This is a genomic window from candidate division TA06 bacterium B3_TA06 (genome assembly GCA_005223075.1).
In the GTDB taxonomy this organism is placed as follows: domain Bacteria; phylum Hydrothermota; class Tepidihabitantia; order B3-TA06; family B3-TA06; genus B3-TA06.
Genome location: NJBO01000002.1, coordinates 159,502 through 170,947, shown reverse-complemented (window position 1 = coordinate 170,947; position 11,446 = coordinate 159,502). Strand labels below are relative to the sequence as shown.

The window sequence follows — 11,446 nt, the reverse complement described above, 5'->3', positions numbered from 1 at the left end:
TCAATTCTGCGATCTTTTTGCGTCCTAAGACGCAAAAAGGAGCATAAGTTTTTGGGGTCCCCGGCCGGTTACGAAGTAACCGGTTGGGGTGATTTGTTATACCCAGCCGCGGAGCTTGACCGCCTCGGCCACACGCGCCACAGAAACCAGGTAGGCGGCCAGACGCATGTGCACCTTCTTCTCCTTATGCATCTTGTAAACCGCGTGGTAGGCCGCAGTCATCTTGGCATCCAGCTGCTTGCGAACCTCTTCCAGTGGCCAGTAGTAGTTGTAGGTGCCCTGAACCTGCTCGAAGTAGGAGACGGTCACGCCGCCTGCGTTGGCCAAAAAGTCCGGGATCACGTGCACACCCTTTTCGTGAAGGATAACGTCGGCTTCCGGAGTGGTAGGTCCGTTCGCCAGCTCGCAGCTGATCTTGGCCTTGATGCGCGGCGCGTTCTCCTTGGTTATCACGTTCTCCAGCGCGGCGGGATAGAGAACATCCACATCGAGCTCCAGAAGCTCCTCATTGGTGATCTTGGTGGATCCTGGGAAGTCGCCTACCTTCCCGGTCTCAAGCTTGTGCTTAACGATGGCCTTGGGATCCATGCCGCCTTCTACATAGATACCGCCGCGGGAGTCGGAAACAGCAACCAGCTTACCGCCGCCAAGCACCTCAGGATGCAGAAGCGCCGCGAACTGACCGGCATTGCCGAATCCCTGAATGGCGTATGTCCCCTTGGGATCAACACCAAGGATCTTGCAGGCTTCACGGAGTGTGAAGATGCCGCCGCGTGCGGTAGCGTCGCCGCGTCCCTGGGAGCCGCCGATCGGGATGGGCTTGCCGGTGATCACCGCAGGATGATTGCGGCCCACGATGCTCTCGAACTCATCCATCATCCACGCCATGATCTGTGGGTTGGTGTAGACGTCAGGAGCCGGGGAGTCGCGATGTTCGCCTAGCTCACGGGCAATCACACGCATCCATCCGCGGGCCAGACGCTCCTTCTCGCCCTCGGAGAACTCCTTGGGATTGCAGGTAACACCGCCCTTACCACCGCCCAAGGGAATGTCAACGACCGCGGTCTTCCAGGTCATCCATGCGGCAAGGGCGCGCACGGTATCCATGGTTTCGGCAGGATGCCAGCGAATGCCGCCCTTTGTAGGACCGCGGGCATCGTTATACTGAACGCGGTAGCCGTGGAAGACCTCGGTGGTTCCGTCATCCATCTTCACAGAGATGGTGAAGGAGTACTCACGGCGCGGCCAGCGAAGAATCTCGCGCATCGCTGGCTCAAGTCCGAGAACCTCGGCTGCTTCATCGAATTGAGCCTGTGCTATCTTGAAGGGATTCAGCTCTTCACTCATTGGTCATCCTCCTAGCTACAGAGGGTTGAGATTTTTTTGTTGTTTTCCCATCGAGAAGCATGAGTTCAGCTCGGCTCCGTTCTCGACGGCCCGCAAGGGGCGGGGATTAAAAACTCCTATAACGCTTCTCCCTATTCGCTTAAGACCTTCAGCTCCACGCGGCGGTTCATGTCACGTCCCAGGATCGTGCGGTTATCTCCTATCGGTGCAAGCTCTCCATAGCCCTTGACTACCAGTCTTCTCTTGCTGATGCCCCTCTTGATTAGGTAGTCTCGTACCGCTTCCGCACGTTTGCGTGAGAGTTCTCTGTTGGCCTTGGCATCACCTACGCTGTCTGTGTGTCCCTGTATCTCGACGACCATCTTCGGTCGGTCATTAAGGAAGCGCACGACGTCCTCAAGTACGGGCACATAGCGCGGCTCGATCAGCTTCTCGCCCGGTCTGAAGTGGAAGATGATCCAGTTCTTGCTCATGTTGATGTCGAGTTCAGTAGTGGAGCCGGCACCTACCTCGGAGGTGATCTCGTGATCGAAGTAGCCTCGCGCTTGTGCATGCAGGGTGTACTTGCCCGCTTCAAGCCCCACGATCTCGTAGCTCCCGCCGCGTGGACCGGCACGAACCGCGTCACCCGTTTCGACTACGTAGACGTTTGCAAGGATGCCTGAGCCGTCTTCCGCATCCTTTACCGTTCCGCGGATTGTCCCTTTATTGCGGATGTCCTTAAGAACAAGGTCCTCAGCCTTTGTCGGAGAATCCAAGGTAACCTTCAGCAGCTTAGGTTTGCTGCGGTATCCTTCTTGGGATGCGACGAGCGTCACCATGCCGGCGGGCACCGCACGCATCTTGTAGAGGCCTCTTTCGTTAGCGGTGGTCTCCTGGGTGTAGTTATCGCTAAAGACCTCGATCTCGGCACCCGACGCAGGATTACCGTCAGGGTAGGCTGCCTTGCCTACTATTTCCGTTCCCTTGGGGAGTTTATGGTAAGGCGAGGTGTAGAGATTCAGCCCGGCAACCAACCGGGGTGAGTAGCTGGTAGTGGTGTCAATGAGGTTCTCAAGACGTGTTACTGCAAGATAGAGTTCCCAGTGATTAAATCCCACCTTGGTGCCGAAGTTCACATCCCTTCCGTCGTACTCTGCGGCTACAGAAAACCAATCACGGTAGTTGAACTCTACTGCTCCAAAAAGCCCGAACGCCAGTTCGGAGACCGCGTTCTCGTTGAAGATATCGGTGTTGAAGTACTGGGAGATGCGTCCGTAACCCGTGTAGCGGCCTCGACCAAGACCTGCGTGGATACGGAAGTAGTTGCAGAACTGTTTTGAGACCACAGCGAATGCACTGAACCACTCCTGCTGTTCCCAGTAGATAAATCCTGGTTTGTCGATGATTTTATCCTCGGGATTCCGGTTACCGGAGCCAGGATCCGCACTAAGTTCGTTGCCTCCTCCAAAGGAGCCGATGTACGGCACCCATGTTATCTCATGGACCCCTATCGCCACAGATGGGGAGTACTTCTTCTCCCGCAGCAAGAGGGCGGTGAAGCCCAGAGAGTAGTTTTCAAGGCTGTAGGCTGAGAGGGATATCTCCAGGAAGTTCCCTATCCCTGCGCCCAGACAGAGATCGAAATCGTAAGGTGGGGGTATAGAATCGTAGGCGCTTAAAGCAAACGCTCCAACCGCCGTCCCTTGAATCACCTTGTGCCGCAGCACATAGGCGGTCGGGACATCTATCAATACGGAAGAACGATTGAACTCGGCAAAAAGTGCCAGGGCTAAGCCTAATAGCCCTACCACGATCTTTTTGCCCATATCGCCTCCTTTCGACTTAGACTTTAGTAAAGTTTACCGAGAAATTACCCCTTTGTCAAGGTGGATGGTGGCATATCCGGTTGCGTATCGGCCCCGTACTCATTTCTAGCTATAAGGGTAACGGTATAGATTCCAGCGGTTTCGTAAATATAACGAAAGGCACCCCCGGGGGATTCAGAAGTTTTGTATCCGTCCCCTAAATCCCATTCGTTCATCGTGTTTCTGATTGACGGATCATAAAACCAGGCTGCTAAAGGGGCAGGACCCGCAGTTGGTCTTCCCCCAAAATCAGCTATAGGGAGAGGAGGTAGAGTATCGGTTCCACAAAACACGGAATCGGATTGAGCAAGCAGGACCGAGCCTTCATCGTAGATCGAGAGCCAATACCAACCCTCAGTGACGGATAGGGTAGAGGTGTAAACATCCTTCCATATAGTTGCTTTGAAGCCCCATGCCTTCACGACAGCAATCACGCGATACAGTTCTTGACACCGCGCCCCTTTTCCTTAAAATGGAGTATAAAAAAATAAGGAGACGTCATGCTCAAACGTAGTTTGGTTGCGGTGCTTTTAGTGGTTGGGATTGCCGCGGGGTTCCCTGCGATAGGGGGGAGCCGGGGATTTTACAGGGTGATCGATACAAAAACAGACGGCTATGGGATGCTTTCCCTTTCCCTGCACAACACAATACAGAATCAGGAGGTTGGCGATACCTCCTGGTACCAGTTAGCCTTGCACGGCGGGGTGACCTACGCTCCTCTGGACTGGATGGGGTTCTGGGTCTCGCCTACCTACGCGGGTTGGTCCGAGGACTTTGGTTTTACCAACACCCGGGCAGGTTTCTACGACACCCGCTTCGGACTTAAGGCAAGTGTTCTGGCCGTTCCTGTGTTCAAGTTTGGCCTCATGGGTCTGGGTTCTATTAATACCCTCAGTGAGGAGTTCGAACTTCTACATGATCCTGCTGATACGGTAAATCCGGGCTTCGGCTACGGCGGCGGCCTGCTTTTGGGTTTTGATTTCGCAGACGTCTCGATCTCCGCTCCCTTTAACCTGGTTTTCAATGTCGGATACCTTACCAGCACCGGCACCAACGTCGAGGATTCACTTGCTCTGGGGGTGGGGCTTGAGCTCCCTGCCAAGACGTACGCGGTCACGCTAGAAGCGACAACGGTACAGGGACTGGACGCACTCTTTGACTTCAACCAAAACGCGCTTCGCGTCACTCCGGGGATCAAATTCACCTTCCCCTTCGGTGTAGGGCTTGATCTGGGTCTGGACATCGCCTTCGGTAACGCCCCCACCTTCCAGGGCATCTTAGGGATAAACTTCGTATCACCCTTCCTTCGTCCCGCACCTGTGCCCGTGGGGGTGATCGCCGGTGCCGTACGTGACGCCGTCACGGAGCAACCGATTGCCGCCCGGGTATCCTTCGCCGATACCTCCATTAAGATCCCTGAGGTTAATACCAATCCGGCTACAGGTGTATTCCAGTTTGAGAATGTTCCTGTGGGAGTGATTACCATTGTAGCCCGGGCAGAAGGCTACCGGGAGACAAGTATCCCCATGGTGGTCAAGGAGGACGAGACCACCACCCAGGATATACTGCTTATGCCCAGGCAGACCTACGGTTCGATTACCGGGGTGGTCAAGGACGCGAAGACCGGCCGACCGCTTTCGGATGCCCAGGTTGCGCTCAAAGGGATTGAGCGTCCACCTGTCAAAACAGACGCCAACGGATTCTACCGTCTGGACTCGGTGCCCACGGGTGTGGCCTCAGTCGAGGTTACGGCAGCGGAGTTCGTGCCTGCAATCAACACGGTTCAGATTGACGTCAACCGCACATCTAATCTGGATGTTATGCTTAAGACCACCAAGGTTGTAGGACAGTTCATAGGTCAGATCAAGGACCGCAAGACCGAGGAACTCTTAGCCGGTGTGGTACGCTTTCCTGATACCGATATCCCACCGGTCCAGGCGGATGCCACTACGGGCGTGTTCAAGGCGGAGATCCCTGCAGGAACCTACGCTATCATCGTTTCAGCCGAAGGATACATCGAACAACCTTCCCCTCTGGTGATCAGTGAGGACGAGGTTACTGAGAAGGAGTTCAAGCTGGTCAAGAAAGGTATGACCTTCACCCTTCGCGGCATCTACTTCGATTTCAACAAATCCACGATCAAGCCTCAGAGCTATGTGGTGCTCGATGAGGCGGCCAAGATCCTCAAGGAGAATCCATCCATACGTGTTGAGATTCAGGGACACACCGACAGCGTCGGCTCCGATGCATACAACCAGAAGCTTTCAGAGGCTCGCGCGGCCTCGGTGGTCAACTACTTCGTGATGACCCATCAGATAGATCCGCGTCGGCTGGTTCCACGCGGATATGGCGAGACGATGCCCATCGCATCCAATACCAGCGAGTCGGGACGCGAACTCAACCGTCGTGTGGAGTTCGTTATACTTGGCGAGATGTAGGCATGGCTCGGACGAGGCAAAAAGAGGTCAAGCAAAGGCAACCCGACTCTACAACGATTATCGGATGGGTGCTTTTTGGACTTCTGATCGTATCCGGGTTCATAAACGTCTTTACCATTCTTTCAATTCAAGGCCTTAAGCGAACCGTAAACGAGATGCGCGATCCGGTGAATAACTACTTCACAAAGAAGCTTGACGTAATGGAGGCGGAGCTTGATGAGTTCGTGAAGACTACTTCCGAAGACGGAAAATCACCCTACGTGAACGATGTCAAGAGACTACGCAAGCAGATAGAGGAGACACGTGAGTTGTGGGACAAGACGAGCCGCGTTAGTGGGGTACGCTGGATAAACCTCTACTGGAAGGCGCAGGGCGCCCAGGAGAAGACCGAGAAAGCCTGGGAAGAGCTTCCGGCCAGGCACTCGCCCTAGTTTTTCTCCGAGGAGGCATTTTGACAGGGCGGCCCGGAGTTCCGGGCCGCCTTTCTATCCTTTACTCGGTCATCCTTCCGTGTAAATCCCTCCTCGGGGTCCCCAAGGCGTAACGAAGTGACGCCTTGGGGTGTTTTATTGTTCGCGCAGAAGCTGGTCGATTATTAGCTTCATGTCGGAGTTGTCCTCACGGCCGCCGATGCGTGTAAACCGGACCCGACCCTCGGGATCAACGACTGCATGCCAGGGCAGGGGAGAGGAACCAAGGCCTATGGATTGGAAGATCCCTGGACCATCCTGGATGAGGTTGGTATATTCGAACGGATGGTCTTTGAAGTAGTCCTTCTGTGCCTCGGCTTTGTCAAAGGAGAAGGCAAGGAACTCGACATCGGTGCCTGTATACTCTTCAACCAGCTCGTTGAGCCACGGTATCTCCCTCTTGCACGGCCCACAGCCCAGTCCCCAGTAGTTTACGACCACGATCTTGCCGCGGTAGTCGAAGAACCGTCCCGGATTACCCTCAAGATCGGCAAAACCGAAATCCTTGGTCATCCTTAGTTCTTCATCCTCTGAGGGCTTCAACTTCTCGGTAAGGTACTCGTCGTAGCCTTCCTTGCCGTGGTTGAGAAGGTAGATGCCTTTAAGTGCCGGTTCTGCATGAGCATACCCTGCTTTGAGTGCTTTGACAAACGAACCCTCGGCCCTTCTATAACGCTCAAGCCTCTGCCATACCTTGGCACGCTCAAAGTAGGCCGCACCCTCGTTGTCATCCTTCAGGAGTATCACAAAACTGAAATCCGCCAACGCCTCGTCAAACCCTCCCTGAGCGGCATGCAATCTGCCCTGCTCGAGCATCAGAGAGGAAAGTATCCGATCACTGGATTTAGTGTGAAAGTATTCGCCTTCCTTCTGGGGGGCGTTGCTTAAGTTCAATTGGAGCGTTTTAGCAATTTCCTCTTTCGCCGCGGCGGTGTCGCCCGCCCGGAGATAGTAACCGACCAACATATCCCTGACGTAAAGGTCGTAAGGGTTGTTTTCTATAAACTTCTGAAGTATCTTCCCCTGCTCTCCTGCGGATAGATGGGTGCTGTCCTTTCCCCAGCGTGAAGCGGCAAAGCTGAGCAAGGATGTGGAAAAGGAACCGCTTTCTAAAAGCTCTTGGTCTATCCAGTGATTAAGCCTATCCTTCTTTTGGGTGGACAGATCTACCTTCCCGCTGGATAGCTCGTAGGCAAAGGAGGAAAGAGCACTACTGTATTGAGGGGTTCCCGCATCCTTTTTTTGCATATATTGGAGTATAGCCCAGGCAGAATCCGGTTCATCCAGCTTAAGAAAGCCATAGAGACATATCGAACGGTAGCCGGGATCATCTTGAGGATTTGCCCGAAGGCTGTCCAGCACTCTTTGGGCCTCTTCTTTGCTGATACGTCCCATGTCTATGGCAAGAAAGAGACTTCTGAGTTCCGCCAGCTTTTCTGCAATTGAGAACCATCCTTCAGGGGCTGCTACCGGTATACTTTTATAGGCCTGCCAGTCTATGGTTTCGACGGTGTGCACTCCTACGGTTATGGTTAATACCGACTCGGGCACCGCAAATCCGACGGTGGAGATTCCACCTTCACGTTCCATCTTCCGGGTTTTCCACTCGTACCGTCCGCCTTCAGTGAATTTAATCCACAAAGGGGTCAACCCTTTAAATTGGGCCTGGGGTGCAGTGTGGTGATAGAGGATGGTCACCGTATCTCCCCACCCTGGCATCTGTGGCTCCCAGGTCAAAACCGGCTGGGTGGTGTCGCCAGCCTGGGAGAAAAGGATCGCGGAAAGCAAAAGTATCGACATTTTACCTCCTTTGGGATAGCTACAGGAAAAATACTATCCGGAAGATGGGTTATGTCAAGGACGAGCGGGGCAAAGCCCCGAGTGCAAAATTCAAAATGCAAATATCAAATTGTAAAATGCAAAGGGCGGGAACTCCGTTACCAATTTTAAATTTTGTATTCGTGAGTTCAATAATGAAGTGCAACACCTTGGAAAGCGAGAGGAGTTATGCTATTCTGTTTCCTGCGGTGGTGATGCGCGGCTCACCAGAAGGCTTGAGAACAATAAAAGCTCGGCAAGCACCCGCAAATAGATCAAGAACACCGTAACCCAGGCCAATGCACCGAAGACTATAACCCGGCGGCCTGCGTAACGGATCAAACCCGAGCCCAACGATACTATAATCTGCCATGCCAGCGAGGCTCCAATCGCTATGCCCAGGGTAGGCCAGAAGCGAAGACGCCTGCGTGCAAAGAGATAGTAAAGACCAAGGAGTATGAACGCGAACATCAAGCCGGAGAGTACCTTACCGCCCCAGTAGACAAGAGCAGGTGAAAACGAGATGGCGTTGCGGAAGTAGGTTGCGGTTGTAGAAAGTGCCGCAGCACCGAAGAAGCAAAGCACTGCACCAACCATAAGAGCAAGGGATATGAGCCTGCCGAAGTGGAATTTGCGTCGTGGGGCCGAAAGCATCGTGGCAAGAGCACGCTCGATCGAGTCGAACAGCGCCACCGAGATACCCAGGAGGATTAAAATACCCAATATCCCGATAGCGCCCCAGTTACCTGAAGCGGTGGTTATGTGTGAAAGAAGCACCGATCGCGCCTGAGTTGGTATGAAGGCCAGGAACTCCTCGGTGATGAAACGCTGTAGACCCGGGGCCACACGGTAAAGGTAACCGGCAAGGGATACAGAGAGAAAAAGCAACGGGATCAACCCGAAAAGGAAGCTGAATCCCAAACCCTTGGCCAGAAGCGGGCCGTTGCGGCGATTGTATTTAGCCAAAAGATCGCCCAACCCGCGGCCGAGGCGGGCAAAAAACGTTCGCTTCCTACCCCTTCTCATTCGGCTCCTTGTTTAAGGTGTTTTTCCAAGGCACGCACTTCGCGAGGGAAGATAAGCGTATAGATGATGCCGCCTCGCCCCACGGTCATAACGCCGAAGATAAGAAGAAAGCCTATCACGTGAACGATGCGGGCAGGCAGGCTTGTTCCTCTAAGGAGAAGCGATAAAACCGCCGAGAGAATGCTTAAGAGGTAAATGGTTATGAATCCGAGGGAATAAAGCCCGATTCGGGACTCGAATGAAAATCGAAGCCACTTCTTGATCCATCGTCCAACCCACAGAGAGGCTTGAGGGATGCCCATAAGTGCAATAAAAGCCCACCCTAACACGGCTAAAGGCACAAGCAGCCATCCTATTATAGAAATCGCAAGTATGGCGAAGATTCCTCCAACTGCCAGCCGGTAAACTACACCTGTAAGTACCGTCTTCCATATGACATGCTCCACGGCCAGCTCTGAACGGTGCTGCCAGCGAGGTATGGCTAGGAGCATAAGCAAACCCAAAAGATACAGAACGGCAATCAAGATTAGACGAGCAAACGAAGCAATAAAAACTATACCTGACGCAAACGCATGGGCAGGCTTACCTGCCTCTATTTCCCCTGGTGGCACACGACGGGAAAGAACACCTGCGAGAATCTTGCCCAAAGGCCCCAGCGAAACCTCAGTCTCATCGCCTTTTACTACCGCTGCAGGGTCTCTTTTCAGCTCCACGCTTACCACCACAAGGTCTCCTTCAATCACTGCGGTCGAGTCGAGCTCCAGGGCACCGCCGATGAACACCGCATCTCCCTCTATATTGCCTGAAACCACACTTTCACCACCAATCGCTACCAGGTCGCCTTTGATGGCGCCTGAGATAAGGAAATCGCCGCTAATCAGCACAACGTCGCCTTCTGTGCTTCCTTCTAACGTAAGCATCCCTTCAGAGATTACTATGTCGCCCTCGACGGTTCCTTCTATCGTGGCGTCGCCAGTAATGGCTATGTCGTAGGGGTGCACGGAGTCAAACGGTATGTGAACCCGTGATTTCCTACGTCTATGATCATGTGAAACGCGAGCATGCACAGAGTGAATAGGGAGGTGAGCGCAACATTCTATTTTGGTACTATTCTCCGAGATATCCTTAGCAGACTCGAGGCTTATATCAATTTCGGCCTCGGGAGGGGAGGCGATAAGGGTTAAGAAGGTCAGGCAACACAGGAAAGGGTGCATCTGGCCTCCATAATTATATGCTCCTTGCCGCAAGCGGTCGTGTTCGGCTCAACATCCGGCTGGCAAGGATACCCAGGACAAGTAGTATTACTAACGCTCCAAGCAGTATAGACGCTGCGCTCAGTATACCGGGGAGGTATTCGGCAAGATTGGGGCGCAGGTAAGAGATAAGTTTACTAAGGTGCAGTGCACGCGGAACTAGGTAAAGACCCTCGCGGACATGGAAAACGGCGTTCTCTCCAACCAGAAGTAAGACAACACTCCAGGCACCTGCCAGTCCAAGAGCCACGCCCGCGGCCCATCGCAGCCACAAGGGCAAAGGAGCAAGGCCGAGCGCCCGCATAAGCCTGGCTTCGAATCCGAAAGAGGGCCTGGGTTCACGCAGCCTGGCTAATTTGGCGATCATAGTCTCCATCTTGGCGACCCACGTAGCACATCTTACGCACGATGCCAGATGCCCCTCAAAGGCCCCTTTTAGCTCCGGGGGTAGTCCTTCGCCATCCAGTTTTAGCTGGACCCATCGTCTGGTCTGTGCACAGTCCATCACATTGGCAGACGGTGTTTTAGTCATAAAGGTTTCACCTCGTCAAGTTTTTTTCGCAGCAAGGCCCTGCCACGATGCAACCTCGCCTTTACCGTTCCCAGGGCCAGGCCGGTTGCATCTACTATCTCTTCGTAAGTCAACTCATCTTTGTGCCTTAGAAGCAGAACCTCACTGTAGATCGGCGGCAGTTCAGCGATCGTGTCCTCAAGGGTTTCTGTTGTCGCGGCACGGCTATAGGTCTTGACCGGTGAGTCCTCACCGGCTATCACCACCTTATCTATATCGATTGCTGCCGGTTTCTTGCGCCTAATGAAATCTATGACCCGGTTGCGGGCGATGCGGTAGAGCCATGCGCGGAAGCTTGATTTGCGGGAGTAGGTGCCAAGCGCTCGAAACATCTTGAGGAATACGTCCTGGGTCAGGTCTTCGGCGTCTGCGCGGTTGCGCAGCCAGCGGTAGATGTATGCAAAGATCGGTCCCTGATAGCGGCGCACCAGCTCGCGCTGCGCCGAGCGGTTGTCGGCAAGGACACGCTCTACTAAAGCTATGTCCTCTGCGTTGATGCGGAGCCGATCCTCCATTGCGGATAATAAGTGCTAAAACCGACCTGTCAACCCGTAACACACCGTAACATACACTCCTTCAGCGTGATAGGGAGGTGTGTTACGGGTGGAAGAACAATTAAACACCCCCTGCTCGCGACATCTGCTCGCCCCATTCTATTGTTCCAACTCGTCAGGTT

The 11,446-nt window shown here is 53.8% G+C and carries 10 protein-coding genes; 2 read left to right on the top strand and 8 right to left on the bottom strand.

Features of this window, described 5'->3' with window-relative positions; genetic code table 11:
• Positions 1-96 precede the first annotated feature (96 nt).
• From CEE36_02250 to CEE36_02240, 3 genes are all read right to left on the bottom strand, one after another.
• On the bottom strand, positions 97-1,347 hold the full coding sequence (locus tag CEE36_02250) for a glutamate dehydrogenase (GenBank protein ID TKJ43961.1): 1,251 nt from the start codon (positions 1,345-1,347) through the stop codon (positions 97-99).
• A gap of 131 nt (positions 1,348-1,478) precedes the next feature.
• On the bottom strand, positions 1,479-3,155 hold the full coding sequence (locus CEE36_02245; protein TKJ43960.1) for a hypothetical protein: 1,677 nt from the start codon (positions 3,153-3,155) through the stop codon (positions 1,479-1,481).
• Positions 3,156-3,199: 44 nt separating this feature from the next.
• Positions 3,200-3,628: a hypothetical protein gene (locus CEE36_02240; protein ID TKJ43959.1), complete on the bottom strand. Its 429-nt coding sequence runs from the start codon at positions 3,626-3,628 to the stop codon at positions 3,200-3,202.
• Positions 3,629-3,694: 66 nt separating this feature from the next.
• Here CEE36_02240 and CEE36_02235 point away from each other — a divergent pair, with 66 nt between their 5' ends.
• Positions 3,695-5,632 (top strand): hypothetical protein, encoded by a 1,938-nt coding sequence (locus tag CEE36_02235; GenBank protein ID TKJ43958.1) that lies wholly within the window; start codon positions 3,695-3,697, stop codon positions 5,630-5,632.
• A gap of 2 nt (positions 5,633-5,634) precedes the next feature.
• Complete coding sequence (locus CEE36_02230) at positions 5,635-6,063, top strand: hypothetical protein (GenBank protein ID TKJ43957.1); 429 nt, start codon at positions 5,635-5,637, stop codon at positions 6,061-6,063.
• Positions 6,064-6,198: 135 nt separating this feature from the next.
• Here the strand turns inward: CEE36_02230 and CEE36_02225 are convergent, their stop codons facing one another.
• The 5 genes from CEE36_02225 to CEE36_02205 all read right to left on the bottom strand — a co-directional run bounded on the left by CEE36_02225 (position 6,199) and on the right by CEE36_02205 (position 11,285).
• The gene (locus tag CEE36_02225; GenBank protein TKJ43956.1) at positions 6,199-7,902 is read right to left on the bottom strand and encodes a hypothetical protein; all 1,704 of its coding nucleotides are present in this window, start codon (positions 7,900-7,902) and stop codon (positions 6,199-6,201) included.
• 210 nt (positions 7,903-8,112) lie between these two features.
• On the bottom strand, positions 8,113-8,946 hold the full coding sequence (locus tag CEE36_02220) for a hypothetical protein (protein TKJ43955.1): 834 nt from the start codon (positions 8,944-8,946) through the stop codon (positions 8,113-8,115).
• On the bottom strand, positions 8,943-10,160 hold the full coding sequence (locus CEE36_02215) for a hypothetical protein (GenBank protein ID TKJ43954.1): 1,218 nt from the start codon (positions 10,158-10,160) through the stop codon (positions 8,943-8,945). The genes CEE36_02220 and CEE36_02215 overlap by 4 nt, the downstream gene beginning before the upstream one ends.
• Positions 10,161-10,173: 13 nt before the next feature.
• Entirely contained in the window at positions 10,174-10,731 is a 558-nt protein-coding gene (locus CEE36_02210) for a hypothetical protein (protein TKJ43953.1), read from the bottom strand.
• On the bottom strand, positions 10,728-11,285 hold the full coding sequence (locus CEE36_02205; protein ID TKJ43952.1) for an RNA polymerase: 558 nt from the start codon (positions 11,283-11,285) through the stop codon (positions 10,728-10,730). The genes CEE36_02210 and CEE36_02205 overlap by 4 nt, the downstream gene beginning before the upstream one ends.
• Between the last annotated feature and the right edge of the window lie 161 nt (positions 11,286-11,446).

Excerpts from the sequence above, each read along its gene's own strand:
- CEE36_02225 (TKJ43956.1), bottom strand. The coding sequence starts at position 7,902 with ATGTCGATACTTTTGCTTTCCGCGATCCTTTTCTCCCAGGCTGGCGAC.
- CEE36_02205 (TKJ43952.1), bottom strand. The coding sequence starts at position 11,285 with ATGGAGGATCGGCTCCGCATCAACGCAGAGGACATAGCTTTAGTAGAG.
- CEE36_02220 (TKJ43955.1), bottom strand. The coding sequence starts at position 8,946 with ATGAGAAGGGGTAGGAAGCGAACGTTTTTTGCCCGCCTCGGCCGCGGG.
- CEE36_02245 (TKJ43960.1), bottom strand. The coding sequence starts at position 3,155 with ATGGGCAAAAAGATCGTGGTAGGGCTATTAGGCTTAGCCCTGGCACTT.
- CEE36_02215 (TKJ43954.1), bottom strand. The coding sequence starts at position 10,160 with ATGCACCCTTTCCTGTGTTGCCTGACCTTCTTAACCCTTATCGCCTCC.
- CEE36_02230 (TKJ43957.1), top strand. The coding sequence starts at position 5,635 with ATGGCTCGGACGAGGCAAAAAGAGGTCAAGCAAAGGCAACCCGACTCT.
- CEE36_02210 (TKJ43953.1), bottom strand. The coding sequence starts at position 10,731 with ATGACTAAAACACCGTCTGCCAATGTGATGGACTGTGCACAGACCAGA.
- CEE36_02250 (TKJ43961.1), bottom strand. The coding sequence starts at position 1,347 with ATGAGTGAAGAGCTGAATCCCTTCAAGATAGCACAGGCTCAATTCGAT.
- CEE36_02235 (TKJ43958.1), top strand. The coding sequence starts at position 3,695 with ATGCTCAAACGTAGTTTGGTTGCGGTGCTTTTAGTGGTTGGGATTGCC.